Source organism: Janthinobacterium sp. OK676 (genome assembly GCF_900103595.1).
Lineage (GTDB): Bacteria > Pseudomonadota > Gammaproteobacteria > Burkholderiales > Burkholderiaceae_D > Janthinobacterium.
In genome coordinates, this window is the sequence record NZ_FNHA01000017.1 from 37,372 (window position 1) to 62,540 (window position 25,169).

Annotated in this window: 21 protein-coding genes, 2 tRNA genes and 1 pseudogene; 10 read left to right on the forward strand and 14 right to left on the reverse strand. The window is 63.6% G+C overall.

Annotation, left to right across the window (positions count from 1 at the left end; all coding sequences use genetic code 11):
- Positions 1-11: 11 nt before the first annotated feature.
- Entirely contained in the window at positions 12-2,510 is a 2,499-nt protein-coding gene (locus BLU39_RS26300; protein WP_092718931.1) for a TonB-dependent receptor, read from the forward strand.
- Here BLU39_RS26300 and BLU39_RS26305 read toward each other — a convergent pair.
- Together BLU39_RS26305 and BLU39_RS26310 are read right to left on the reverse strand one after the other, a co-directional pair.
- Positions 2,507-3,154 (reverse strand): response regulator transcription factor, encoded by a 648-nt coding sequence (locus BLU39_RS26305; protein WP_092719032.1) that lies wholly within the window; start codon positions 3,152-3,154, stop codon positions 2,507-2,509. The two genes, BLU39_RS26300 and BLU39_RS26305, sit on opposite strands and share 4 nt — an antisense overlap.
- Before the next feature lie 8 nt (positions 3,155-3,162).
- Positions 3,163-4,074: a histidine kinase gene (locus tag BLU39_RS26310; protein ID WP_175539424.1), complete on the reverse strand. Its 912-nt coding sequence runs from the start codon at positions 4,072-4,074 to the stop codon at positions 3,163-3,165.
- 426 nt (positions 4,075-4,500) lie between these two features.
- Here BLU39_RS26310 and BLU39_RS28815 point away from each other — a divergent pair, with 426 nt between their 5' ends.
- The 6 genes and pseudogenes from BLU39_RS28815 to BLU39_RS26340 all read left to right on the forward strand — a co-directional run bounded on the left by BLU39_RS28815 (position 4,501) and on the right by BLU39_RS26340 (position 11,707).
- Entirely contained in the window at positions 4,501-5,316 is an 816-nt protein-coding gene (locus BLU39_RS28815) for an NF038120 family PEP-CTERM protein (RefSeq protein ID WP_217635116.1), read from the forward strand.
- Between the two features lies 1 nt (position 5,317).
- Positions 5,318-8,482, forward strand: a complete 3,165-nt coding sequence (locus BLU39_RS29220; RefSeq protein WP_092718936.1) for a S8 family serine peptidase — start codon at positions 5,318-5,320, stop codon at positions 8,480-8,482.
- A 141-nt stretch (positions 8,483-8,623) separates the two neighbouring features.
- Positions 8,624-9,573: pseudogene (locus BLU39_RS26325) on the forward strand (IS1595 family transposase).
- Positions 9,574-9,689: 116 nt separating this feature from the next.
- Positions 9,690-10,307, forward strand: coding sequence for an AIM24 family protein (locus BLU39_RS26330; RefSeq protein ID WP_175539425.1), 618 nt, complete (start codon positions 9,690-9,692; stop codon positions 10,305-10,307).
- 17 nt (positions 10,308-10,324) lie between these two features.
- The gene (locus BLU39_RS26335; protein ID WP_092718943.1) at positions 10,325-10,966 is read left to right on the forward strand and encodes an AIM24 family protein; all 642 of its coding nucleotides are present in this window, start codon (positions 10,325-10,327) and stop codon (positions 10,964-10,966) included.
- Positions 10,967-10,969: 3 nt separating this feature from the next.
- Positions 10,970-11,707, forward strand: a complete 738-nt coding sequence (locus tag BLU39_RS26340) for an AIM24 family protein (RefSeq protein ID WP_092718947.1) — start codon at positions 10,970-10,972, stop codon at positions 11,705-11,707.
- 1 nt (position 11,708) lies between these two features.
- On the opposite strand, the gene BLU39_RS26345 is transcribed toward BLU39_RS26340, so the two are convergent.
- Positions 11,709-12,518 carry an enoyl-CoA hydratase gene (locus BLU39_RS26345; protein ID WP_092718949.1) on the reverse strand — a complete coding sequence of 270 codons (810 nt, stop codon included), beginning with the start codon at positions 12,516-12,518 and terminating at the stop codon, positions 11,709-11,711.
- A 41-nt stretch (positions 12,519-12,559) separates the two neighbouring features.
- Positions 12,560-13,189, reverse strand: coding sequence for a head GIN domain-containing protein (locus BLU39_RS26350; RefSeq protein WP_092718952.1), 630 nt, complete (start codon positions 13,187-13,189; stop codon positions 12,560-12,562).
- Between the two features lie 175 nt (positions 13,190-13,364).
- On the opposite strand from BLU39_RS26350, the gene BLU39_RS26355 reads away from it, so the two are divergent.
- A complete protein-coding gene (locus BLU39_RS26355) occupies positions 13,365-13,922 on the forward strand; it encodes a flavin reductase family protein (protein ID WP_092718953.1) in 558 nt (185 codons plus the stop codon).
- 497 nt (positions 13,923-14,419) lie between these two features.
- Here the strand turns inward: BLU39_RS26355 and gdhA are convergent, their stop codons facing one another.
- The 3 genes from gdhA to yegQ form a co-directional block, all read right to left on the reverse strand.
- A complete protein-coding gene (gene gdhA, locus BLU39_RS26360) occupies positions 14,420-15,763 on the reverse strand; it encodes an NADP-specific glutamate dehydrogenase (protein ID WP_058048901.1) in 1,344 nt (447 codons plus the stop codon).
- 213 nt (positions 15,764-15,976) lie between these two features.
- Positions 15,977-17,224, reverse strand: coding sequence for a DUF819 family protein (locus tag BLU39_RS26365; protein ID WP_092718956.1), 1,248 nt, complete (start codon positions 17,222-17,224; stop codon positions 15,977-15,979).
- Between the two features lie 183 nt (positions 17,225-17,407).
- Positions 17,408-18,769 carry a prephenate-dependent tRNA uridine(34) hydroxylase TrhP gene (yegQ, locus tag BLU39_RS26370; RefSeq protein WP_092718958.1) on the reverse strand — a complete coding sequence of 454 codons (1,362 nt, stop codon included), beginning with the start codon at positions 18,767-18,769 and terminating at the stop codon, positions 17,408-17,410.
- Between the two features lie 49 nt (positions 18,770-18,818).
- On the opposite strand from yegQ, the gene BLU39_RS29225 reads away from it, so the two are divergent.
- Positions 18,819-18,944: a hypothetical protein gene (locus tag BLU39_RS29225; RefSeq protein WP_302848402.1), complete on the forward strand. Its 126-nt coding sequence runs from the start codon at positions 18,819-18,821 to the stop codon at positions 18,942-18,944.
- Here the strand turns inward: BLU39_RS29225 and BLU39_RS26375 are convergent.
- The 6 genes from BLU39_RS26375 to BLU39_RS26395 all read right to left on the reverse strand — a co-directional run bounded on the left by BLU39_RS26375 (position 18,941) and on the right by BLU39_RS26395 (position 23,726).
- Positions 18,941-19,186: a DUF1059 domain-containing protein gene (locus BLU39_RS26375; protein WP_092718961.1), complete on the reverse strand. Its 246-nt coding sequence runs from the start codon at positions 19,184-19,186 to the stop codon at positions 18,941-18,943. The two genes, BLU39_RS29225 and BLU39_RS26375, sit on opposite strands and share 4 nt — an antisense overlap.
- A gap of 66 nt (positions 19,187-19,252) precedes the next feature.
- Positions 19,253-21,607: an acyl-CoA dehydrogenase gene (locus BLU39_RS26380; RefSeq protein ID WP_092718963.1), complete on the reverse strand. Its 2,355-nt coding sequence runs from the start codon at positions 21,605-21,607 to the stop codon at positions 19,253-19,255.
- A 122-nt stretch (positions 21,608-21,729) separates the two neighbouring features.
- Positions 21,730-21,801: transfer RNA gene (locus BLU39_RS28755), tRNA-Ala, on the reverse strand.
- A gap of 73 nt (positions 21,802-21,874) precedes the next feature.
- On the reverse strand, positions 21,875-22,285 hold the full coding sequence (locus BLU39_RS26385) for a hypothetical protein (RefSeq protein WP_092718965.1): 411 nt from the start codon (positions 22,283-22,285) through the stop codon (positions 21,875-21,877).
- Positions 22,285-23,223 (reverse strand): PEP-CTERM sorting domain-containing protein, encoded by a 939-nt coding sequence (locus tag BLU39_RS26390; RefSeq protein ID WP_092718967.1) that lies wholly within the window; start codon positions 23,221-23,223, stop codon positions 22,285-22,287. The genes BLU39_RS26385 and BLU39_RS26390 overlap by 1 nt, the downstream gene beginning before the upstream one ends.
- Before the next feature lie 427 nt (positions 23,224-23,650).
- Positions 23,651-23,726: transfer RNA gene (locus BLU39_RS26395), tRNA-Phe, on the reverse strand.
- A gap of 118 nt (positions 23,727-23,844) precedes the next feature.
- On the opposite strand from BLU39_RS26395, the gene BLU39_RS26400 reads away from it, so the two are divergent.
- Positions 23,845-24,615: a hypothetical protein gene (locus tag BLU39_RS26400; protein WP_232731290.1), complete on the forward strand. Its 771-nt coding sequence runs from the start codon at positions 23,845-23,847 to the stop codon at positions 24,613-24,615.
- Between the two features lie 20 nt (positions 24,616-24,635).
- Here the strand turns inward: BLU39_RS26400 and BLU39_RS26405 are convergent, their stop codons facing one another.
- Complete coding sequence (locus BLU39_RS26405) at positions 24,636-25,076, reverse strand: hypothetical protein (protein ID WP_092718969.1); 441 nt, start codon at positions 25,074-25,076, stop codon at positions 24,636-24,638.
- Positions 25,077-25,169 lie beyond the last annotated feature (93 nt).

Sequence of the window (25,169 nt, forward strand, 5' to 3'; positions counted from 1 at the left end):
TGGGGACCCGCATGAAACTGACTTTATTGGCCGCCGCCGCCATGGCGCTGTGCCAGGCGCAGGCCGCCGAGCCTGCTGCCGCCAGCCTGGCCGCGAACCTGGCCGCCTCGGGCGACTTGCCTACCGTTATCATCACGGGCAGCATGCCGCTGCCCACCGTGGAGCCGCCGCGCGATGCCCTGGCCGCACCCGTGCAGATGGCCAGCGCGCAGCAGATCGCCGCCAGCGGCGCGCTCGATATTTCCGCCTTCCTGCGCCGCAACCTGGGCAGCGTCTACGTGAACGAAGTGCAGAGCAACCCCTTTCAGCCCGACGTCAGCTACCGCGGCTACACGGCCTCGCCGCTGCTGGGCACGCCGCAGGGCTTGTCCGTGTACCTGGACGGCATGCGGCTGAATCAGCCGTTTGGCGACGTCGTCAGCTGGGACTTGATACCGCGCATGGCGATCGCTTCGCTGACCTTGATGCCGGGCTCGAATCCATTGTTCGGTCTGAACACCCTGGGTGGCGCGCTGGCCCTGCAAACCAAGGATGGCAAGACCAGCCCAGGCACCGCCATCGAGGCGCGCCTGGGCGCAAACAAGCGGCGTGCCGTTGAGGTCGAGCATGGCGGCAGCAATGCGCAGGGCTGGCACTGGTATGTGACGGGCAACCGCTTCAAGGAAAACGGCTGGCGCGACGATTCGCCGTCCGACGTGCGCCAGCTGTTTGGCAAGCTGGGCTGGAGCGATGCGCGCACCGATATCGCCGTCACCGTGGCGCACGCGGACAATGCGTTGACGGGCAACGGCTTGCAGGAACAGCGCATGCTGGCGCGCGACTACCGCAGCGTCTACACCAAGCCGGACTTGACGGAAAACAGGTCGACCCTGCTGAACCTGACGGGCAAGCACCAGGCCGGCGCTGCCTTGCTCTTGTCCGGCAATGTCTACTACCGCAAGATCGATACGCATACCATTAATGGCGACCTCAACGACGAGTCGCTCGACCAGTCCGTCTACCAGCCCGGCGCGGCCGAGCGCGCGGCTCTGACGGCGGCCGGCTACACGGGTTTTCCCGCCAGCGGGGCGAATGCGTCCAATACGCCTTTCCCGAAATGGCGCTGCATAGCCAACGTGCTGCTGAACGACGAGCCGGCCGAAAAATGCAATGGCATGATTAACCGCAGCCATACGCGGCAGGAAAATTATGGTTTTTCCGGCCAGTTCACCGCGCTGGCCGACGTGGCCAGCATGCGCCATGCCGTCACGGCTGGCGCCGCCTATGATACGAGCCACGCCACCTTCCGCCAGACGAGCCAGTTCGGCTACCTGAACCCGGACCGCGGCATCACGCCCGTCGACTTCTTTGCCGATGGGACGGAAATCGACGATGACGGCACGCCCGTCGACAATCGGGTCGACTTGAGCGGGCGCATGCGCACGTGGAGCGTGTATGCGAGCGACAGCATCGCGTTCAATCAAGACCTGACATTGACCGTCTCCGGCCGCTACAACCGCAGCACGGTGCACAACCACGACGCCATCACGCCCGGAGGCGGCCGCGGCTCGCTCGATGGCGATCACCGTTTCAGCCGCTTCAATCCCGCCATCGGCCTGGCCTACGCACCGGCTGGCGGTGCCAGCGCCTATCTCGGCTACAACGAAGGCAGCCGCACGCCGACGGCCATCGAGCTTGGTTGCGCCGACCCGGAAAACCCGTGCCGCCTGCCCAACGCCATGGCCGGCGACCCGCCCTTGAAACAGGTGGTGACGAAGACGTGGGAAGCGGGCGTGCGCGGCCAATGGGGCGAGGTGGCGCGCTGGAGCGCGGGCCTGTTCCGCGCGGAAAATCATGACGACATTCTGTTCGTGGCCGACAACCAGGCCGGTTTCGGCTACTTCAAGAATTTCGGCAAGACGCGCCACCAGGGCGCCGAATTGGCGCTGGACGGCAAGGCGGGGGCGCTGGACTTCGGCGTCAACTACACGTGGTTGCAGGCGACGTACCAAAGCCGGGAAACCGTCAACGGCAGCGCCAACAGCAGCAGCGACGCGCAGGCGCCCGGTCTCGAAGGCAATATCGTCATCACGCCGGGCAAGCGCATTCCGCTCACGCCCAGCCATATCCTGAAGGCGCACGTGGAGGTTCAGGGCGGACGCGACTGGACGGTGGGCCTGGCCATGACGGCCGTGTCGAGTGCCTATGCGCGCGGCAATGAAAACAATGCGCACCAGGCGGGCGGGCCAGCGTACTTGGGCGCGGGCAAGAGCGGCGGCTACGCCGTCGTGGAACTGAACGGCAAATACCAGCTGACACGGCAACTGAGCGTGTTCGCCCAGGTCAATAACCTGTTCGACCGACGCTATGCGACGGCGGCCCAGCTGGGCGCGACGGGTTTCGACGCCAACGGCAATTTTAGCGCCCGGCCGCTGCCGGCCGTGAACGGCGACTATCCGATGGTCAACGCGACCTTCCATGCGGCGGGCGCGCCGCGCAGCGTGAATGTGGGCTTGCGCTACGTGTTTTAAGGGTGGACGTGCTCGATGACCCCGTTGCGTAATGCAAGATGGACCAAGGCGGCGGGGCCGGGCACGTCAAGCTTTTCCTTGATGCAGGTCTGGTGGTTGGCCACCGTCTTGCTGCTCACGTGCAGCAGGCGGGCGCAGTCGGCGGCGCTGCGGCCTTCGGCCAGCAGGCGGAAGATTTCGAATTCGCGCTGGCTCAAACTGCTCAAGCGTTCCGCCTCCATGCGGGCCGTGCCTTGCAGCACGCCGGGCGCGCTGTGCGGGTCCAGGTAGCGCCGGCCAATGTGCGCGGCGCGCACGGCGTCGACCAGGTGTTCCGGATCGGCCTGCTTGCTGACGAAGCCGCAGGCGCCGCCGTCAAACGCGCGCGCGATCAGCTGCGGCGTGTCGTGCATGCTGAAGACGAGCACGCGGGCGCCGGCATCGCGGGCGAGCAGCTTGCGCAGCAATTCCAGGCCGCCGATGCCGGGCATGGACAAATCCGTCACGCAGACGTCGGGCGCGTGTTCCTGGTACAAGCCATACGCCGTCTCGCCATTGCCCGCCTCGGCCACGACGGCGATGTCGCCGCCTTGTTCCAGCAAGCGCCGGTAACCGGTGCGCACCACCGGGTGGTCGTCCACCAGCATCACGCGGATCGGGGTCATGGCCGCGTTCATGCCGCACCGGCCGCCAGCGGCATCGCCACTTCGATGCGCAAGCCATTGCCCAGCGCGCTGATCCAGCGGATATGGCCGCGCAAGCCGGCCACTCTTTCGCGCATGCCCAGCATGCCGAAGCCATCCGCCGGCGGTTTGTCCGGATGCAAACCCTGGCCATTGTCTTCGATGGCCAGGTGCAGCAAGCCGTGCGCATCGGCGCGCAATTCCACCGTGGCCCGGTCGGCGCCCGCGTGGCGCGCCACGTTCGTCAAGCCTTCCTGCACCAGGCGGTAGATGGCGGTGGCCGTGCCGTCGTCGAGGTCGGCGGGAATGGCATGCGGCGCGAAATGGCAGGCGATGCCGTGCTGCTGGGCCCAGCTGCCGCACAGCGCCTGCAGGGCAGCCTCCAGGCCCAGGCTGTCGAGCACGGGCGGGCGCAGCCGGCGCAGCATGGTGCGCACCATCGCATGCAGCGCTTCCGACGAGCGGGCGATGCTGGCCGCGCACGCCTGCACGTTCGCCTGGTCGCCGTCGCGCGCGCGCAGGATGTAGCTGGCGGCGGCGCGGATGGCCGTGCAGTCTTGTCCCACTTCATCGTGCAGCTCGCGCGCCAAGGCGCAACGCTCCTCTTCCTGCGCGCGCAGCAGGCGCTGCGTGAGGGCGCGGTTTTGCGCCAGCAGCAATGCCACCTGGCGTCCGCGCCGTATGGCAAAGCCGGCCAGCGCCAGCGCCAGCAGCAGCAGGCTCAGGGCCAGTTCGTCGAGTTGCCAGTGTTCGTGGCGCCCGAGCGCGTAACTAACCCGTTCGGCCAGGTCCAGCCTGGCGGCCAGCAGGAAAAAAGCCAGCGCCAGCGCGCAGCACACGAGGATGCGCCGTGCCGGCCGCGTGCCTGAGCGGCCGTTGCCGGCCAGTTGATGGTGTTCCATGATGCGGCTCCCCGAGCACAGTCGATCCTCTTGTTGTGCAAGCTTCATGCCATCGGCGCAGGGGCCGTGGCTGGCGCGTGTCGGGAAAGACAAGTGTTCCAGGATGGAACAGGTGTACCGCGATGTGACGGGGATGACGGCACGGCAGGCGCGGTTTTCGAGCTTATCTGAAGTCGCGCCGGCGCGCTGGCGCGCACGTCTGCGGTGCGAGGCATTGTTGTTCCTATGTAACGTTGAGATTGCTCAAGCTTTCATAGATAAAACAAAACAAAGTTTCGCAGAGTTAGATTAAAAATAAATAAATGATATTAAAAATATGATATTTGTTTTATGCGATTTGCTATATTTGTTGACACTTTTGTGAAAAAGCTGAAAGCGGGCGCCAGACCTGCCGACCTATCTATCCACAACAACCAAGGGAATAGAATGAATCGTCTATCACATGCGCGGGTATCGCCCGCCACCGCCAATCTGCCCGCTACCCGCGGCCGCACCATCGTCCTGGCCGCGCTGGCCACCTTGTCCGTGCTGGCCTCGGCACCGGCCTTGGCCGATGTCCTGACCTTCGACTCGCTGCGCCCCGACGTGTATGAAAGCGGCCAGACGCTCAATACGTCGAGCTACAACCTGCTGTTCGTGGCCGATCCGACCACGGCGGCCGGCGGCGGCGTCAGCGGCGTGGGCGCCATCCTCGATGGCCGCGTGGGTTCGTCGTGCGATATCGCCGCCTGCCCGCAGGGCGCCACCGGCAACTACCTGGCCATCCTCAACGATGGCGGCGTGAATTTCGCGCGTGCCGACCGCCAGGCGTTCAGTCTGGCCGGTTTCGACTATTCCTTCATTGCGCCCGTCTCCGGCTTGCCCAACATGCAGTGGGGCCAGCTGCAGCTGAGCGGCACCCTCAGCAACGGCCAGGTGATCAGCACCTCGCTGGCGTTCCCGGGCCAAGGCAGCGACGGCAATTACCATTTCCAGAGCGCTTCCCTGCTGGGCGGCTTCAGCAACTATTCCTTCACGGGCCTGACCTTCAACGCCTGCATTTTCAATGACACTGGCGCGTGCAGCAATTCCATCGACTTCCCCGCCTTTAACCAGGGCCAGTTTGCGCTCGACAATATCAACGTCAGCGCCGTGCCGGAACCGTCGACCTACATGCTGCTGCTGGCCGGCCTGGGCGCCATCGGCATGCTGTCGCGCCGCCGCGCCGTCAAGTTTGCCGCTTCCAACGTGCAAGGAGCGTGAGATGAAACTACGTCCCGTCCCTCTTGGCATCCTCCTGCTGGCCGCCAGCCTGGCGCAAGCGGCGCAGGCGCAGGAACGCCGCTCCTACATCGTGCAGCTGGTCGACAAGCCGGCCGCCACCTACACGGGCCAGGTCGACGGCCTGGCCGCCACCAAGCCGGCCCCGGGCACACGCATCAACGTGGGCGCCGCCGATGTGCAGGCCTACCTGAGCTACCTCGACACCAGGCAGGCCGCCGTGGCCGGCACCGTCAGCGCGGCTGAAATCACGCACCAGTACAGCGTCGTCTTCAACGGCTTTTCCGCCTTGCTGACGGACGATGAAGTGCGGGCCCTGAAGAAAAACAGCGGCGTGGCCAGCATCAGCGCCGACTCCATCCTGCAGCTCGACACCAGCTACACGCCCACCTTCCTGGGCCTGGACAAGCCGGGCGGCCTGTGGGAACAACTGGGCGGCAAGGCGCACGCGGGCGAAGACATCATCATCGGCATCGTCGACAGCGGCATCTGGCCCGAGAACACGGCCTTTGCCGACCGCCTCGACGAGAACGGCGTGCCCAGCCACAGCGGCAGCAATGTCGTGTACGGCGCGCCGCCGGCCAGCTGGCAAGGCACGTGCCAGACGGGCGAAGGTTTTAGCGCCGAGAATTGCAACAACAAGCTGATCGGCGCGCGCTACTACCGCGCCTCCACGTCGGCGCTGCACTGGACGGAATTCCTGTCGCCGCGCGATTCCGTCGCCGGGCTGACGGGGCACGGCGGCCATGGCACGCACACGGCGTCCACGGCCGGCGGCAACAATGGCGCCCTGGCCACCTCGAACGGCGTGTCGCTGGGCAAGGCCTCGGGCATGGCGCCGCGCGCCCGCATCGCCGCCTATAAAGTGTGCTGGACGGCCGCATCGACGGGCCGCAACGGTTGCGCCACGGCCGACAGCGTGGCCGCCATCGACCAGGCGGTCAAGGATGGCGTCAACGTCATCAACTTCTCCATCGGCCCGAACGCCGGTGGCGGCGCCTTCGACGAACCGACGGAAGTCGCCTTCCTCGGCGCGGCGGCGGCCGGCGTGTTTGTCGCCACGTCCGGCGGCAATTCCGGTCCATCCACGCCGGCTCCCGACGTGCCGGCGCCCGTCTCGCACATCAGCCCGTGGCTGGCGACGGTGGCCAATTCCACGCACAACCGTTTGTACGCGGGCAATGTCATCCTCAGCAACGGCACCAGGCTGGAAGGCGCATCGAGCAATGCGAAGACGCCGGCGCTGCCGCTGATCCGCTCGCGCGACGCGGGCCTGGCCGGCGTCTTGCCGACGGACCTCAATTTGCTGCGCTGCTTCGGCGGGGCCGATGCCACCTCCGCTTATCTGGACCCGGCGAAAGTGGCGGGCAAGATACTCGTGTGCGACCGTGGCGGCAACGTGCTGGTCAACAAGAGCGCGAATGCCAGGACGGCGGGCGCGGCGGGCGTGGTCATCGCCAACGTGGCCGGCGGCGCCAACACCATCATCAACCAGGCGCACACGCTGTCGACGGTCCACCTGGCGCAGGCGCAGGGCGACGCGCTGAAGGCTTTCATGGCGTCCAATCCGGACGGCACGGCGGCATTGGACGAAATCCATACGATCGCCGACACGACGGTGCAGGCGCCTATCGTCAGCGACCGTTCCTCGCGCGGGCCGAACGTGGCCAACGCGAACATCCTCAAACCCGACCTGTCGGCGCCCGGCACCAACATCCTCGCCGGCGTGACGGCCGACCTGACCCCGGCGCAGCGCGATGCCGTGGCGGCCGGCGGCGTGGCGCCCGTGGCGGAGTGGGATTTCTATTCCGGCACCTCGATGGCCAGCCCGCACGTGGCCGGCGTGGCGGCCCTGCTCAAGCAGCAGCATCCGGGCTGGTCGCCCGCGGCCATCAAGTCGGCGCTGATGACGACGGCGTTCAGCACGTATCCCGATGGCTTGAACGGTTCCGTGTCGTGGGATGCCACGGCGAAGAACTCGGGCCAGCTGCCATGGGGCCAGGGCGCCGGCCACATCGCGCCGAACAGCGCGGCCGATCCCGGCCTCGTGTACGACGTGTCGGAAATCGACTATGCGCGCTTCCTGTGCGGCCTGAACCTGAAGGTCTACAGTCCCGCCACGTGCCAGGCCGTCGGCACCATTCCTGCCTACAACCTGAACCTGGCGTCGCTGACGGCGGCCAACGTGCTGGGCACGCAAGTGCTGACGCGCACGGTGACCAACGTGGGCGCCAGCAGCGCCGTCTACAACGTCTCGGCCAGCCTGCCCGGCTACACGGTGGCGGTGACGCCAACGAGCTTGAGCCTGGCGCCGGGCGCCAAGGGCCAGTACCAGGTCAAGCTGACGCGCACCACGGCGCCGGCCAATACCTGGACCTACGGCGCCCTGAGCTGGACGGATGGCACGCACACGGTGCGCAGCCCGCTGACGGCGCGCGGCACCTCGCTGGCCGCCATTCCGCTCGTCAGCAGCGAAGCGGCCACGGGCAGCAAGGTGCTGACCCTGGGCACGGGCTTCACGGGCGCGCTGGTGGGCGTCAAGTCGGGTCTCGTCGAAGCCGTGCGCCAGACGCGCACGATCGGCCAGGCGGTGACGGGCGCTGCCGCATCGGCTGCCTGCAAGGCGGGCGGCGCGACGGGCGTGAACGTGCACAACGTGGTGGTCCCGGCCGGCACCCTGGCGGCGCGCTTTGCCACCTACGACACGGAAACGACGGGCGGCGCGAATACCGACATGGACATGGAGGTCTACAACGCCGCCAATGTGCTCGTCGGCAGCAGCGGCAATGAAAGTTCCAATGAGCAGGTGGAACTGCGTCTGCCCGCCGCCGGCACCTACAAGGTGTGCGTGATCGGCTTTGCGCCGCAAAACGGCCAGGCCGACTACACCTTGTCGTCGTGGGTGCTGGCGCCGGGCTTGAACAACGGCAGCTTCAAGGCGCTGATGCCGGGCACGGCCTTCATGGGGGGCACCGCGTCCGTGTCGCTGAGCTGGTCCAACCTGGCCGAAGGCAAGCGCCACCTGGGCGCCGTCGGCTACCAGGTCGCTGGCGTGGTGCAGGGCGTGACGGTGGTCGAGGTCAATACCAATGATCCCGTGCCGCTGTTCCAGAACGCGCGCGGCGCCAAGCCGGTACTGGCCGAGTAAACCGTTCATTGGGTGAACACAAGGCGTGCCTCCGGGCACGCCTTTTTTTTTAGGCTCTGTCATCGATAAATAGGGAAAATGCCGGAATCTTCCTGTGGCCGTGCTGTCTGACTCTGCATACTCACTCTGCGGGAGCCAATCATGCGGCCAGCCGAATGGATTACTTTGATTGCGCAGTTTGCCCGGTTGAGCCAACGCCAGCGGCAGGCAGGCATTGCCCTGCTGCATGGCAACTCTCCACACGACGCGACCATCGCGCTGCTGGAAAGTGTGGCCCAGCCGCGATTGGCCTGTCCCGCCTGCCACTCGGCGCACTTGCACCGGCACGGCCATGCGCACGGCTTGCAGCGCTACCGCTGCGTTCCCTGCGGGCGCACCTTCAATGCGCTCACCGGCACGCCGCTGGCCCGCTTGCGCCACAAGGCGCTGTGGCTCGACTACGCCGATTGCCTGCTGGCATCGGATTCCGTGCGCAAGGCGGCATTGCAGCTGGGCGTGCACCGCAACACCACCTTTCGCTGGCGCCACCGGTTTTTATCGCTGGCAAGGACGGACCGGCCGCACGGCCTGCACGGCATCGCCGAAGCCGACGAGCTGTATCTGCTGGAATCGGAAAAGGGAGCCAAGAAAATGACGCGTCCGGCCCGCCGCCGGGGCGGCCATGCCCACAAGAGCGGCATTTCCAATGAACAGGTCTGCATCCTGGTGGCGCGCGACCGCACGGGGCAGACGCTCGATTTCGTCACGGGCAAAGGCTGCATCGCTGCCTGTTGCCTGTCATCGACAAGGACCTGCTGCTGGTGACCGACAGCCATGCCGCCTACCGGGCTTTTGCGAGGGAAGCTCGTATCAGCCACCAGGCCGTCAACTTGCGCGCCGGCATCCGTGTACAGGGCGCCGCCCACGTGCAGAACGTCAATGCGTATCACAGCCGATTGCGACAATGGCTGGGTCCGTTTCATGGCGTGGCGACGCGCTATCTGCCGAACTATCTGGGATGGCGCTGGATACTCGATGCCAGGCGCATCCGTTCGCCTGAAACGTTATTGAAGGCAACACTGGGCGCATTCCCACATCTGACGGTGACATAGCCTTTTTTTAATGGAGACCCCCGTTCGGGAGGAATAGCACTTGCATGGCGGTAAGGCCACCGGTATCTTGTCGGCTGGCCAAGGCTTTGTGGCCTGGCATACTTGGGGAGTCGCGCGTGACCAGTTTCCGCACCAATACCGACCGCCTGCTGGAAGTGCGCCTGCAGGATGAAAAAGTGCTGGCGATTGCCGGCGCGATGGTCGCCTATACGGGCAGCATCAAATTTGAAAAGTCCCTGCTCGGCGGCGAGGGCATCTTTGGCGCGCTCAAGCGCAAGGTGACGAACGAAGGCATGCATCTGATGCAGGCTGGCGGCACGGGCACCGTGTTTTTCGCGCAGAATGCGGCCGAGATCACCGTCATGGCGCTGGCCGGCGAAAAGCTGACCATCGAAAGCAGCAGCCTGCTGGCCTACGACACGGGCCTGAAGACGGGCACCAGCTTTGCGGGCCTGCGCGGCGCCAGCTCGGGCCAGGGCCTGTTTTCCACCACCGTCGAAGGCCACGGCAACCTGGCCGTCATTTCGCGCGGCAACCTGATCATGCTGGAAGTGACGCCGGCGCACCCGCTGCGCGTGGACCCGGACGCCTTCGTCGGCTTCAAGGGCGATATCCGCCAGGAATTCGTTTTCGACGTCAACTGGCGCACGATGATCGGCCAGAGCTCGGGCGAATCGTACCAGCACAAATTTACAGGCCAGGGCGTGGTGTTCATCCAGCCCGCCGAACGTTAAGTTAGCGAGGACCCGCGATGCCTGTCTATCAGCAGATCAATGAAAAGATGCTTGAGGTCAAACTCGGCAATGAAGAAGTGTTCGCGCGCAAGGGCGCCATGGTGTCGTACCAGGGCGACGTGGCGTTCAGCCGCTCCTTCCTGGCCGGCCAGGGCGTGCAAAGCCTGGCCATGCGCGCCGTCACGAACGAAGGCTACGCCATGATGTCGGCGCGCGGCACGGGCAGCGTGTTTTACGCGCAGGGCGGCCTGTTCGTCACCATCGTCCCCGTGCGCGGCGACACGTTTTACGTGGAAAGCGATTCCCTGCTGGCCTTCGATGCGCGCCTGACGGCCGGCACCATGTTTCTCGGCAACCAGGGTGGCGTGCAGGGCGTGGTGCGCGGCATGGCCTCGGGCCAGGGCTTGTTTACCACCACATTGCAAGGCACGGGCGAAGTGGCGATTTTGTCGGACGGCAACGCCATCGGCTTGCCCGTCACGCCGGACGTGCCCGTGTTTGTCGACCCGCAAGCGTATATCGGCCACACGGGGCAGCTGAGCTCGACCATCGTCACGGACTTGAACTGGAAAACTTTCGTCGGCCAGGCGTCCGGCGAATCGTACCAGGTGAAGTTCACGGGCCAGGGCACGGTCTACATCCAAGCGAGCGAAAGGTAAGCCATGACGATTTACAACCCCGATACCTTGCCGAAGAACGATAACCTGAACCGCTTTTCGTATGTCATCGACGTCAAGGAACAGATCTTCATTCGCAAGGGCAAGATGATCGCCTTCTATGGCGAGCTGCGCTTCGAAGCCATGGGCAGCAGCGTGCTCGACCTGATCGTGCGCAACGCCTTCAATGCGCCGAAATACGTGCACCACTTTGTCGTCGCGCAAGGGCAGGGGCAATTGATTTTGGGCGACAACGGCAACGACCTGGCGTGCTACGACCTGGACAACGCCAACATGACCATCCGGGCGAAAAACCTGCTGGGTTTCACGAAGGATGTGATTTGCCAGGAATCGACCTTGCCCGGCTACCTGACGATGATAGGCACCGGTAAAGTCATCGCTTCGTCGAACGGCCCCGTGCATTTCCTCGAGTTGCCGTGCCGCGTGGACGAGCAGGCCGTGCTGGGCTGGGCCGATTGCCCCAGCCCTTCGTATCACTACGATTACGCTCACGTGCAGGGCTGGGCCTCGGCCGCCGGCGCGCTCACGGGCTTTACCCTGTCGGGCGAGGAAAAGCAGATCGACTTCACGGGCGCCGGCACGGTGCTGGTGCAGTCATCCGAGCTGGACGTGACGGGCAGTTCCGCCCTGGCCAACCTGCTGGCGCAATTGCCGATGCTGGGCAAGGAAGACCTGGGTACCTTGAGCCTTTCCGTCCAGCAGCAGATGAAAGAACAGCGTTAAGCTACTTGACGGTCGCCCAGCTGGGCGGCCGCTTTTCTAAAAAGGCGCTCACGCCTTCGTCCGCATCCTCTTCCATCATATTGCGCGCCATCACGTCGCCCGCATACGCGTATGCATCGTCCAGCGGCAGCTGGCGCTGCCGGTAGAACATCTGCTTGCCGTAGCGGATGGCCGTCGGGCTTTTCGCCATGATCTGCTGCGCCAGGCGCGCCACGGCGTCGTCGAGCGCCGCGTCGGCCACCGTTTCATTGATCAGGCCCCAGTCGGCGGCCGTGTCGGCGTCGATGAAGCGGCCCGTCACCAGCATGTCGAAGGCCCGCTTGGGCGACACATTGCGCGACAGGGCGACCGATGGCGTGGCGCAGAACAGGCCCACGTTGATGCCGGACACGGCAAAGCGGGCGGACGCGCCCGCCACGGCCAGGTCGCAGCTGGCGACCAATTGGCAGCCGGCCGCCGTGGCGATGCCGTGCACGCGGGCAATCACGGGCACGGGCAAGGTTTGAATGGCTTGCATCACGCGCGAGCATTGCGCGAACAGGGTTTGATAATACGCAAGCCGGCGCGTGGCTTGCATCTGGCGCAAATCGTGACCCGCGCAAAAAGCCTTGCCTTCGGCGGCCAGCACGACGCAGCGCACGTGCGGCTGTTGCGCGATGGCATCGAACGCTTCCTGCAGCGCGGCCAGCATGGTTTCGGACAGGGCATTGAATTGCAGGGGGCGGTTCAGCCGCAGGGTGACGAGGCCGTCGTGCTCCTCGCGTAGCACCAGCGGCGCTTCGGTATCTTGGGTATCTTGTGTTGCGGTCATGCGGTCTCCTGTGGCCTGATGGCCTTTTTTATGGAAAAATCTTATTTGGCGGCATTGACGCTGCCGATGCCGGCGATCGACTTGTGCACGATCTTCGGCTTGCCGTAATAGGTCAGTTCGCCCATGCCGCGCACGACGGCGTTCAGTTCGCCCGAGGAATACACCTTGACGGAGCCGATGCCGTCGAAATTGACGTCGACGTTTTTCGCCAGCAAGGCTTTCGTATCCACTTCGCCCACGCCTTGCGCCTTCAGGCGCAGCCAGTCGACCTGGCCATCGGCGGCCAGGCGGCCCGCGCCCTTGTAGCTGATGTCGACTCTTGGGCCATTGAGCTTGGTCAATATCTTTTCGCCCGCGCCTTCCGCGATCAGCTTGCGCAAGGTGGGCATGGTGATGATGACGCGCGGGTCGCCCTCTGTCTTCTTGATATCCTTGTCCTTCATGGAAATTTTCAGCTCGCCATCGACCACTTCCGTAATGACGCCGCTGAGGAATTTCTGGTCGCCGCGCAGCAGCAGGCTTTGCTCCTTGCCCGATTCCACTTCGATGCTGATGGGGCCGCGGATGTCGATGGCGTTGAAGGCGGCTACCGTGCGGGTTTGCTCGTCGGCATGCGCGAGGGTCGAGAGGCAGGCGAGGGACAGGACTGACAACAGGAACAGAGGACGCATGGCGGTTTCCTTGAGTAGTTGATCAGTGTATTCTATGTTGCAATATCTCCAAGAGGGAGAAATTTGCGATGAACGGCACACGACGCGGTGCCGATGACACGCCGCCGCCGGCCAGCCGCGCGCCCGGCAAGGCGCCGTTGGTCTATGCTATGGCGTACCGCGTCCTGGAGACCAGATGAAAAATTACCACAAAGAAGATTATCCCGTCGCCGATATCCGGCGCTTCCTCGAACCGGGGCCCGTGGTGCTCGTCAGTTCAACGTGGAAGGGCGAAAGCGACGTCATGACCATGGCCTGGCACATGCCGATGGAATTGACGCCATCCTTGCTCGGCTGCTTCATTTCCGATGCGAACCACAGCTATGAAATGATCAAGCGCAGCATGGAGTGTGTGATCAACCTGCCCACGGCCGACATGGTCGACCAGGTCGTTGCCATCGGCAATTGCAGCGGCGAAGACACGGACAAATTCATGGCCTTCGGCCTGACGCCGCAGCCAGCCGAACAGGTAGGCGCGCCCCTGATCGCCGAGTGCTACGCCAACTTCGAATGCAAGCTGGCCCAGGTGGCGGGCAATCCGAAGGGCGGCTTCTTCATCTTCGAGTGCGTGAAAGCCCACGTGGCCACCTCGCCCAAGCTACCGGAAACCCTGCACTACCGTGGCAACGGCGAGTTCATGGTATCGGGCCGCACCATCAGCCGCAAGAGCCTGATGAAACCCGAGATGTTGTAGGTCGGCGTAGGTCGGCGTAGGTCGGATTAGGCGCAAGGCGCCGTAATCCGACACCACCACCGGCCATGCCAACGATGGCGTCGGATTACGCGCTTGCGCGCTAATCCGACCTACTACCGTGGCAACGGCGAGTTCATGGTATCGGGCCGCACCATCAGCCGCAAGAGCCTGATGAAACCTGAGATGTTGTAGGTCCGCGTAGGTCGGATCAGGCGCAAGGCGCCGTAATCCGACACCACCACCGGCCATGCCAACGATGGCGTCGGATTACGCGCTTGCGCGCTAATCCGACCTACTACCGTGGCAACGGCGAGTTCATGGTATCGGGCCGCACCATCAGCCGCAAGAGCCTGATGAAACCTGAGATGTTGTAGGTCGGCGTAGGTCGGATTAGGCGCAAGGCGCCGTAATCCGACACCACCACCGGCCGTGCCAACGATGGCGTCGGATTACGGTTCTTCGAACCTAATCCGACCTACGCTTCATCCGAATTGCGGTCAGATCACGCCCTGCGCCAGCATCGCATCGGCCACTTTCACGAAACCGGCGATATTGGCGCCATCGACATAGCTGACGGAACCATCGGCGCGCGTGCCGTATTGCTTGCATGCGGCGTGGATGCCTTGCATGATCTGCAGCAAACGCGCATCGACTTCCTCGCGCGGCCAGGAAATTCTGGCCGCGTTCTGGCTCATTTCCAGGCCGGAAGTCGCCACGCCGCCCGCGTTGCTGGCCTTGCCCGGCGCGTACAGCACGCCGGCCGCTTCGAACGCTTTCGCCGCTTCGATGGTGGTGGGCATGTTGGCACCTTCGGCCACGCATTGCACGCCATTGGCGATCAGGGTGCGCGCATCGTCGATGTGCAATTCATTTTGCGTGGCGCAGGGCAGGGCGATGTCGACCGGCACATGCCATGGCGACACGCCCGCCTCGAAGCGCACGCCTGTGCGCGCGGCGTAATCGCTGACCCGGCCATACAAATGGTTCTTGACCTCCATCAGGATGGCCAGCTTTTCCGGCGTAAAGCCTGCCTCGTCGATGACGGTGCCGCTCGAATCGGAGACGGTGATGACTTTCGCGCCCATGGCCATGGCTTTTTCCACCGCATACTGCGCCACGTTGCCCGAACCGGAGACGGACACGCGCATGCCTTCGAACGAGCGGCCCCGCGTTTTCAGCATTTCCTGCGCAAAATACACGGTGCCGTAGCCCGTCGCTTCCGGACGCATCAGCGAGCCGCCGAAGCTGGCGCCCTTGCCCGTAAACACGCAGTCGGCGCGGTTGCTGAGCTTTTTCATCATGCCGGCCATATAACCGACTTCGCGCCCGCCCACGCCGATGTCGCCGGCCGGCACGTCCGTGTCCGATCCCACGTGGCGGAACAGTTCGCTCACGAAGGCCTGGCAGAAGCGCATCACTTCGCCCGGGCTCTTGCCCTTCGGATCGAAGTCGGAACCGCCCTTGCCGCCGCCCATCGGCAAGGTCGTCAGCGCATTCTTGAATGTCTGCTCGAAGGCGAGGAATTTCAACACGGACAGGGTGACGGAAGGGTGGAAGCGGATGCCGCCCTTGTACGGTCCGATGGCCATGCTGTGCTGGATGCGGTAGCCGCGGTTGACTTGTACTTGCCCATGGTCATCGACCCACGACACGCGGAACATCACCACGCGCTCCGGCTCGATCAAGCGTTCCAGCAAGCCTTGTTCCGCGTATTTCGGGTGCTGCTCCAGGAACGGCCACAAGCTCTCCATGACTTCGGTGACGGCTTGCAGAAACTCGGGTTGACCTGGATTGCGTGCGGCGACATGCTGGACATACTCGTGGGCAGATGCGTATTTCATCAGAATTCCATGGAGGTAATCGGTTATTTGGGCAACTATCATCGCAGATTTTGCACAAAAATGGTGCGGAAATTTGGTTTTGAGGGGTTTCTGCTACATTGTGGGGATTTTTTAAGACGCTGCTGCCGAGGCGAGCCGTAAACGACAACGCCAGCCCGAAGGCTGGCGTTGGTGTCATTCTTGCGTGCCTGGCTGGACAAGCCAGGAAAGGGATCACCCCGCCATGCCGCGCAGGATCAAGCCCGTGATGTAGGCGCCATAGGTGCCCAGCGCATAGCCGAGCACGGCCAGCAGCACACCGACGGGGGCCAGGGCCGGGTGGAAGGCGCTGGCGATGACGGGGGCCGAGGCGGCGCCGCCGATGTTCGCTTGCGACCCGACGGCCATGAAGAACAGGGGGGCGCGGATCAGCTTGGCGACGAGCAGCATCAGGCCGCCATGCACGGCGATCCAGATCAGGCCCAGCAGGAACAGGAAAGGTTTGTCGAACAGGGCTTTCAAGTCCATGTGCATGCCGATCGTGGCCACCAGCACGTACAGCATGGCCGAACCGATGGTCGAGGCGCCCGCGCCTTCCAGGCTGCGCGCCCGGGTAAAGCTCAGCAGCAGGCCGAAGGTGGTGGCGAGCACGACGATCCAGAAGAAGTTCGACGTCAGGCTGTAGTCCTGCAAGCGCCACTCGGCGGGCAGGGTGCTGATCCAGCTGATGATGGGGCCGGCGAGGAAGTGCGACAGGCCCGTCACGCCCAGGCCCACGCCGAGGATGATCATGATATCGGTCAGGTTGGCCACGCGCGCGTGCTGGGCGCGGTAGCTTTCGATGCTGTCCTTGAGCGCGTTGATGGCGGACAAATCGGCACCCGTCCAGCGGTCGAAAACGCCCGCGCGGCCGGCCAGGAACAGCAGCACGGCCGTCCAGACGTTGGCCACCAGCACGTCGACGGCGACGAACTGGCCAAACAGGGTGGCGTCCACTTCAAACACTTCCTTCATGGCCGCCTGGTTGGCGCCGCCGCCTATCCACGAGCCCGCGACAGTCGTCATGCCGCGCCAGGTGTCGCCGGCCACCGTTTCCGGGTGGATCAAACGCAGCGCTTCGAACGAGACGAGGGCGCCCAGCATCACGCCCAGGGTGCCCGTCAGGAACATGATGATGGCCTTGGGCCCCAGACGGATGATGCCGCCGAAATCGATGGCCACGCACAACAGGACCAGCGCGCTGGGCAGCAGGTAGTCGCGCGCCACGGCGTACAGGCCGGAGGCGTTGCCGTCGATGATGCCGAAGGTGTTCAGCAAGGCCGGGATCAGATAGCACATCAGCAGGGACGGGATATACGTGTAGAACTTTTTCCAGAAGCCGTCGGGGCGCGAGGCGCTCCAGAAGACGGCTCCCAGGGTCATGGCGAGCAGGCCGAGGACGACGGCGTCATTGGTGATCAGGGCGGGTGTGGCAGGTGGCATCGGGGATTCCGGTGAACGTGTCAGGGACGCACGGGATGCCGATCAGGCCCCCGGGCGCGGGTGGCCGTATCGTATAGCAATGTTGAAGCCTAAACAAATTATTTAGGTAGTAGCAGCTGGATTTTTTCTTGTCAAATCAAACACTTGGAAACTGCTACGCTACCTGATGCGGCAGACTGGCGGTTACAAATAACGGGCCAGCAAGGCTTTGTCGAGAGCGCCGTCGAGTTCGATGTGCACGAAGTGGCCGCTGCCGGGCGCCACCTGGATGTCGCTGCCGTCATCGGCCAGCATGCGGGTAATGGTGACGTCGCGGTTGCCGCCCGGATGCACGGCCTCGATGCGGTCGCCCACGGCAAAGCGGTTTTTCACTTCCACCCTGGCCCAGCCGTCCGTCACGCCCAGCACGTCGCCCACATACTGGCTGCGATCCGCCTCGGACGCGCCGCGCATGTAGTTCTGGTGCGCCTGCGTGTGGTGGCGTTGATAGAAACCGTCCGTGTAGCCGCGGTTGGCCAGGCCTTGCAGCTGGCCCAGCAGGCCGATGTCGAAAGGGCGGCCCGCGACGGCGTCATCGATGGCCTGACGGTAGACTTGCGCCGTGCGCGCCGCGTAGTACAGCGACTTGGTGCGGCCCTCGACCTTGAGCGAGTCGACGCCGATTTTCACGAGGCGCTCGATGTGTTCGACGGCGCGCAAGTCCTTCGAATTCATGATGTAAGTGCCGTGCTCGTCTTCGAGTATCGGCATCAGCTGGCCCGGGCGCTGGGCTTCCTCTATCAGATAGGGCTGGTCGGCCAGCGGGTGGCGCGGCTGCTGGTGCAGGGCGGAAAACGCGTTGTTGTCGGCCTCGGCCAGCGCCTGGTGGAATTCCAGCGGCACCACCTGCATGCCGCCCAGGTCGCCGCTGGCGTCTTCCGTGGCGTTTTTCACCTTGTAATCCCAGCGGCAGGAATTCGTGCAGGTGCCCTGGTTCGGGTCGCGGTGGTTGAAATAGCCGGACAGCAGGCAGCGGCCCGAATAGGCGATGCACAGGGCGCCGTGGACGAAGACTTCCAGTTCCATTTCCGGGCAGCGCTGGCGGATTTCCTCGATCTCGTCGAGCGACAGTTCGCGCGACAGAATCACGCGCGTCAAACCCATGCGGTGCCAGAATTTGACGTCGGCCCAGTTGACGGCGTTCGCCTGCACGGACAAGTGCACGGGGACGTCCGGCCACTTGTCGCGCACCATCATGATCAGGCCCGGGTCGGCCATGATCAGCGCGTCCGGGCGCATGGCGATCACCGGTTCCATGTCGCGCAAATACGTTTTCAGCTTGGCGTTGTGGGCGAAGATATTGCTGGCGACAAAGAACTGCTTGCCGCGCGCATGGGCGCCATTGATGCCCTCCTGCAAGGCTTGCAAGGTCGAAAAGTCATTATTGCGCACGCGCAAGCTGTAGCGCGGCTGGCCCGCGTAGACGGCGTCGGCGCCATAGTCGAAGGCGGCATGCATCTTGGCCAGGGAGCCGGCAGGCAGGAGAAGTTCGGGAGCGTGGCGCATGGGCGAGGGGCAAAGCCGGCGATTGTAGGCGGGCCGGCGCCAGATTGCCTTGCCTTGGGTCAAAGGATTTGCATCCGGTGCCGTCTGGCTGCCGGTGATCGTCGTGCCTGCGGCGCTGGTGCCGCTCGTGCCGGGCTTGCGCGGGCAGAAACCGGCGCAAGCCCTGGCAGGCTAGTGCGCGTGCGCGGCCCCACTGCTGCCGGCCTGTCCCGTCATGGGCAGGTGTTCGGGCGGCATGCCATCCTTGAACAGTTGACGCAGCTGCTGGCGCAGTTCCGGCGTGTCCTGGTGATGGTGTACCGAGACAGCATGCTCCACGGCAATGCCCAATAGCTCTTCCTCGCTGTCGGCCGAGATGGCCACCGAGCAATGCGTGTCGCTTGGAAATTCCCGGCAATCGATGAATTTGCGCGTCATGATCGACTCCTTTCTGCAAAGAGCGGGCACAGCACCCGCTCAATTCAGTATAGGTCGCAATCTGGCCTAGGCTGCGCGGCTGTTGATATCGGCCCCGTGTACCGGCAAGTGTGTCGGCTGCCCCGCAGCGGCGGGAAAATCGTCGACCTGTATCAAGCCATCGACCAGGCGCGCATAGTCGAGCAAGGTGTTGTGCTCCTGGCAGCTGACCGAGCCCGCCGCCTTGGCTGCGGCCAGCCACTGCTGCATGGCGGACAGGCTTTGCGGCAGGTGCCGCAGGGCCGCGCCTTCGGGCGTGTCTTTCAGGCGCTTTTCGATGTGCAGGACGTCGGGCAGCAGTACTAGTGCCCGCTCGGCGCAGGCCACGGGATCGCTGCTTTCGCTGGCGACGTGGCCGTCGCCCAGCAGGCGCTCGCGGTCGGCGCCCGGCGTTTGCAGGGCCAGCGCCACCTCGCTGCCCAGTTCGTCGGATGGCGGGCGATGGGGCAGGCCAAACGGGAACAGCAAGGTGCGCAGCAGCACGGCCAGCACGCGCGCGGGGAAATTGTCGAATACGCCCGTCAAGCCCTGCTGCGCCTTGACCAGCGCATCCTGCAGCGACCAGTGCACATAGGGCAGGTCGGCGGCGAAACGGCCATCGTCTTCGTAGCGCTTGAGCACGGACGACGCCAGGTACAGCTGCGCCAGCACGTCGCCCAGCCGGGCGGACAGGCGCTCGCGACGCTTGAGTTCGCCTCCGAGCACGAACATAGACATATCCGTCATGACGGCAAACGCCGTCGACAGCCGCGTCAGGGCGCGGTAGTAGGGCGCCAGTGCGGGCGCGCCGGCGTCGGGTGCTGCCGCCAGGCGCGCGCCGCCCAGTCCGTACCACAAGCCCCTGGCCAGGTTGCCCAGTACAAAGCCGACATGGCCAAAGAAGGCGGCATCGAAATCGCGCAAGGCTTTGCGGCCATCGTTTTCCTGGACGGCGGCCATTTCCCTGAGCACATACGGATGCGCGCGGATGGCGCCCTGGCCGAAGATGATCAGGCTGCGCGTGAGGATGTTGGCGCCTTCGACGGTAATGGCGATGGGGATTTGCTGATAGGCGCTGGCCAGGAAATTGTTGGGTCCCACACAGATGCCCTTGCCGCCGAGGATATCCATGCCGTCATTGACGAGCGCGCGTCCCCGTTCCGTGACGTGGTATTTGACGATGGCGGAAATGACGGCCGGCTTTTCGCCCAGGTCGACGGCGTGCGCGGCCAGGGTGCGCGCCGCATCCATCAGGTACAGGTTGGCGCCCATGCGGGCCAGCGCTTCCTGCACCCCCTCGAACTTGCCGATCGGCATGTTGAACTGGCGCCGCACGGCCGCATACGCACCGGTGCCGCGCACGGCCATCTTGCCCATGCCCACGCTGGACGAGGGCAGCGAAATGGCGCGCCCGGCCGCCAGGCACTCCATCAGCATGCGCCAGCCTTTGCCCACCTGCGCCTGGCCGCCGATGACCCAGTCGATGGGAATGAACACATCGTTGCCCGACGTGGGGCCGTTCTGGAAGGCGGCGTTCAAGGGATGGTGGCGCCGGCCGATCACCACGCCGTCGTGGCTGGCGGGGATCAGCGCGCAGGTGATGCCGGGCGCATCGTTGCCGGACAGCAGATGCTCGGGGTCGCTGGTCTGGAAAGCCAGGCCCAGCAAGGTCGCCACGGGCGCCAGGGTGATGTAGCGCTTGTTCCACGTGAGGCGGAAACCCAGGGCAGGACGCCCCTCATGCACGCCCATGCAGACCACGCCCAGGTCGGGAATGGCGGCCGCGTCGGAACCCGCGTACGGGCTGGTCAGGGCAAAGCAGGGAATCTCGGTGCCGGCGGCCAGGCGCGGCAGATAATGGTTTTTCTGTTCTTCGGTGCCGTAGTGCAGCAGCAGTTCGGCCGGCCCCAGCGAATTGGGCACCATCACGGTCACGGCCAGCGCCGAGCAGCGGCTCGACAGCTTCATCACCACTTGAGAATGCATATAGGCGGAGAACTGCTTGCCGCCGTATTGCCTGGGGATGATCATGCCGAGAAAGCCTTGCGCCTTCAGGTAGTCCCAGGCCTGGGGCGGCAAATCCTGCGTCTGCTGCGTGTCCCAGTCATCGACCAGTTCGCACAGCCGCTCGACGTCGTGGTCGAGAAAATGGCGTTCCTCGGCCGTGAGCGAGGCGCGTCCATAGCCCAGCAGCCTGGACCAGTCGGGCTTGCCGGAAAACAGCTCCGCATCCCACCACGTGGTGCCCGCCTCGAGGGCGTCGCGTTCCGTGTCGGACATGCTGGGCAGGATGCGCTTGAACAGGGCCAGCACGTGCGGCGTAAGCAGGGCGCGGCGCACGGGGCGGACCGCGAACAATAGAACCAGGCCCAGCAGGGCCACCAGCAGAGCAATCTTGAGCATGCGATATCTCCCTGTTATATGACAACAGGATAGGCCGAGATGGCCGATGTTACTGTGCGGTATAGCGCATACGCACAACGCCAACCCGAAGGTTGGCTTTTTACTATGTCCTGCTGAATTCTTGGTGGCCCGGGGCGGAATCGAACCACCGATACAGGGGGGCAAGCCCTACGCGATGACGCGATAGGCGTGCCCGAGCGCAGTCTGATTGGCATAGATGGCCATGCTAAGTTGCAGTGCACCGCTAGTAGCGATAGCCGTCGCTGCTTATTTCGTCTTGTAAGCCTCTTTTTGAAACGCGATGCCAAAAAAAGCCGGTTCCGCAGGCTTTTCCCGACCACGATAGTAGGAGATAACGGCCCAGCTAGATGACATACTGTTGGGTGCCCACTCCACCTGCGACTTTATGGGAGAGCCGACGACTTCCGCAATAATCGTATGTCGCGTCAACTTATCAAGGGAGAACGTTCCAACCTTAACTGGAACGCTCGGCGAGTCGCCCGCATTGCCTTGTGAAGGCATGCCCTGATAAACCAATTTCCTGTCCAGGTAAATGCGAATCGCGACGTGCGGATCCGCATTCACAAGCTGTAGCGACACGTCGGATTGCAGCGGCGTCGTGGCATGACCCATCAACGAAACACCAAGAAAAACGGAGGCCAGGACGCCGCGTCGCATTAGGCGCTCATCAGTGCATTGTTGGGTGCCGGGCGTGCGCGACGGCGGCCAAAGCCGATAACCGTGGCCAGGCCCAAGATCATCATGGCCCAGGATGTCGGTTCCGGTACTGGAGAAACAGTTGCGCTCGGGTCGAGGTTGATCTGCGAGCTGGTGCAGCCCTGGATCTGGCACACGGCCAGGATGTCTACGCCCGACAGCAAAGCACGTTCGCCGGCATTAAAACCTGGCAAGGCCAACGAGGTGTTGTTGAAGAACCCGTTGTCGGCAATACCGTCAATATGGGTGCCGCTGACGGCCACGCCAAAGCTGGCGGGTAAGCCGGAAAGCGATGAGGAAATTTCCAACATATCTCCTGTTGCATTGATGACGTTGTCAAAACGTTGAGTACCGGATGAAAAGCCCAGCGAGTGCTCTGCCTCGTGCAGTATCAGCGTCAGAAAATCATACCCGCCAGAGGCGGCTGTTGTGTTCGCAGCGCCAAACCGGCTGATGTTAACACTGCCGCCGCCCAGTGTAGCATTGACCGACGCGATGTTGAACTCGGAGTTGTCGGTTGGCGTTGTGTCCAAAAACAAGGAGGTTGCCGTGTTATCGACAATGATGGTCGTCGTTAAAGGACGACCATTGGCATCAGTCGTGTCGATAATGGAGGTTCCAGCTGCCGAACGGCTCGAAAGATCGCCCAGCTTGAAAGTAATGGTGGTCGTCAATGGCAGCAGGACCGCATTGCTCCAATAGTTCAGAGCGGTCTGAGTGTTGTATTGAAACAGGCTGGTGACATCGGTCGCGCCTGTGGAGTGGGTGTTCGACAGCATGCCCGAGAGGTTTTGATACACGGTGCCAAGCTGCGAGTAGTCGGCGTTCACGGTCATTGCCGATGCGTGTGCCGCACCACAAGCCAAAGCTAAAGCAATAACAACCTTTTTCAAATTCATATAATTCCCGATAATTTTAATTTATTGTAAATATTTCCCAAGGATCAAGGAAATATCGCATAATGACCAGTTGCGTTACAATTATGGCACTACAATTATCAATAATACATGTCTTATAAACATCGGTAAATAGATATAATTTTTACATGCTTTTTGTTTTAGCCTTGACATTCATGCGCCATTCAGCGTTTATCGGGTCAATAGCACGGCAAGGTGGGCAACGCACATACTTGATGCCGCCCTACAGCACCTACACGCTGTCGTCGAGGGGTGACTGGCGTCCTTTACGTTAATTGCAGAAGCGTTCGGGGCAGGCGGGGGGAGGGATTTGGTAGAGGCTGGCCGGAAATCGACCTGATCGAGGACTGTGCATCCCCAAAACGACAACGCCCACTTCGATGAGTGGGCGTTGCGTGAATGATGTTCTTGGTGGCCCGGGGCGGAATCGAACCACCGACACAAGGATTTTCAATCCTCTGCTCTACCGACTGAGCTACCAGGCCAAGGCGGCGAATTATAGCAGAAAGACTTTCCACCTGACCAGAGCTAGCTGTGTTCAAATGCAACAGATGGCCAAAACATGGTGTTTTGGCATCCTTGTATGAACTGAAGGGAATGGCGATGCAGCGACGTAATGGCGTGCAATGGCTGGTGCTGGGCGGCTTGTTCAGCGTGGTGTGCGGTGTGGCGCGGGCCGATGGGCTGGCCGATCTGAATGCGGCGCTGGCGCGGCTGCAGGGGCAGACGCCGATCAAGGCGCAGGTGGAATCGAAAAGCTGGCGCCGCGAAGGCGAGGGCAAGGAGGCGGAAGAAGACAGCGGCCAGGCCACGGTCACCGTCGACGGCGGGCCGGCGGGCTTGCAAGTGCTCTATGGCAAGGAGTTGCTGGCGAAAGTGGAGGCCGAGCAGCGCGCCAAGGTGAAAGATCCCAAGGTCAAGACGCCGATCGGCTTTGCGCTGGGGGAAATGAAGGCGACGGAGCTGCGCTCGATGGTGTCGGCGGCGGACGCTCTGTCGCGCGAGATCGAGGAAGCCGTGTTCAGCGGCGAAAAGGTCGACAGCTACAAGGGCAAGCCGGCGCGCCTGCTCAGCTTTACCTTGTCGCTCGACAAGGTGCCTGAGAAAGACCGCAAGTATGTGAAGAAGTTTGAAGGCGGCATCGAGGTGTGGATCGCCGCGGATGGCACGCCGCTGGCCAGCCGTTTCCACTTTGACGTCAGCGGGCGCGCCTTTGTCGTCGTCAGCTTTACGCAAAAGACGGACGAGACGCGCCAGTATGGCGTCAGCGGCGACCATTTATTGTTGCTGCGCAAGGAGAGCAAGAATGCCACCTCGGGCGCGGGCGAGAAGGTGGAAAGCAAGATCGTCAAGACTTTGCAATTGCAGTCCTGACGTGTTGCCGCATCATTCCCTTACATGGCGGCGTTGCCGCCCATGGCGCTCTTTTGCAGCACGCAGCGTCCCGCTTCGCAGGTGGCGCCCGGGTCCGTGACGATGGAGCAGGTCGACATCATGCCGTCCGCCTGCTGCTGCTTGCGGCTGGCCTCGGCTTGCGCCTGGGCCAGGGCCTTGAGTTTCTTGCCGTCATTGTTCTTGCTGGACCAGGCCAGGTAGCGCTCGGGGCCGCCGCAAGCTTTGGCGCCGATGGCGATGGTTTGACATTGCTGCGTGGAATCGCAAGCGGCGGCGCCCACCTCCGCCTGGATTTGCGCCAGCAAGCCGGCATTGCCGGGTGCGGGCGGCGCATCGTCTTGCGTGGGGGCGCTGCCGCAGGCGCTGGCGGCCAGCAGCAGGACGCTGGCGCAGGCGGCGCGCAGCAGTGGCAAAAGGGTGGAGTAGGTAGATGTGTGCATGCCCTTATCATGTGCCAGGCTTGCGTAAATGGCAAGCGCGATTCGCGCGCTGGCCGCACATCGTGCAACCGATCGTTGGACACGCCGCCGCGG

Bases quoted from the DNA above. Each gene is read 5' to 3' on its own strand.
- BLU39_RS26300 (WP_092718931.1), top strand. From the start codon at position 12: ATGAAACTGACTTTATTGGCCGCCGCCGCCATGGCGCTGTGCCAGGCG.
- BLU39_RS26305 (WP_092719032.1), bottom strand. From the start codon at position 3,154: ATGACCCCGATCCGCGTGATGCTGGTGGACGACCACCCGGTGGTGCGC.
- BLU39_RS26310 (WP_175539424.1), bottom strand. From the start codon at position 4,074: ATGGAACACCATCAACTGGCCGGCAACGGCCGCTCAGGCACGCGGCCG.
- BLU39_RS28815 (WP_217635116.1), top strand. From the start codon at position 4,501: ATGAATCGTCTATCACATGCGCGGGTATCGCCCGCCACCGCCAATCTG.
- BLU39_RS29220 (WP_092718936.1), top strand. From the start codon at position 5,318: ATGAAACTACGTCCCGTCCCTCTTGGCATCCTCCTGCTGGCCGCCAGC.
- BLU39_RS26335 (WP_092718943.1), top strand. From the start codon at position 10,325: ATGCCTGTCTATCAGCAGATCAATGAAAAGATGCTTGAGGTCAAACTC.
- BLU39_RS26340 (WP_092718947.1), top strand. From the start codon at position 10,970: ATGACGATTTACAACCCCGATACCTTGCCGAAGAACGATAACCTGAAC.
- BLU39_RS26345 (WP_092718949.1), bottom strand. From the start codon at position 12,518: ATGACCGCAACACAAGATACCCAAGATACCGAAGCGCCGCTGGTGCTA.
- BLU39_RS26350 (WP_092718952.1), bottom strand. From the start codon at position 13,189: ATGCGTCCTCTGTTCCTGTTGTCAGTCCTGTCCCTCGCCTGCCTCTCG.
- BLU39_RS26355 (WP_092718953.1), top strand. From the start codon at position 13,365: ATGAAAAATTACCACAAAGAAGATTATCCCGTCGCCGATATCCGGCGC.
- gdhA (WP_058048901.1), bottom strand. From the start codon at position 15,763: ATGAAATACGCATCTGCCCACGAGTATGTCCAGCATGTCGCCGCACGC.
- BLU39_RS26365 (WP_092718956.1), bottom strand. From the start codon at position 17,224: ATGCCACCTGCCACACCCGCCCTGATCACCAATGACGCCGTCGTCCTC.
- yegQ (WP_092718958.1), bottom strand. From the start codon at position 18,769: ATGCGCCACGCTCCCGAACTTCTCCTGCCTGCCGGCTCCCTGGCCAAG.
- BLU39_RS26375 (WP_092718961.1), bottom strand. From the start codon at position 19,186: ATGACGCGCAAATTCATCGATTGCCGGGAATTTCCAAGCGACACGCAT.
- BLU39_RS26380 (WP_092718963.1), bottom strand. From the start codon at position 21,607: ATGCTCAAGATTGCTCTGCTGGTGGCCCTGCTGGGCCTGGTTCTATTG.
- BLU39_RS26385 (WP_092718965.1), bottom strand. From the start codon at position 22,285: ATGCGACGCGGCGTCCTGGCCTCCGTTTTTCTTGGTGTTTCGTTGATG.
- BLU39_RS26390 (WP_092718967.1), bottom strand. From the start codon at position 23,223: ATGAATTTGAAAAAGGTTGTTATTGCTTTAGCTTTGGCTTGTGGTGCG.
- BLU39_RS26400 (WP_232731290.1), top strand. From the start codon at position 23,845: ATGCAGCGACGTAATGGCGTGCAATGGCTGGTGCTGGGCGGCTTGTTC.
- BLU39_RS26405 (WP_092718969.1), bottom strand. From the start codon at position 25,076: ATGCACACATCTACCTACTCCACCCTTTTGCCACTGCTGCGCGCCGCC.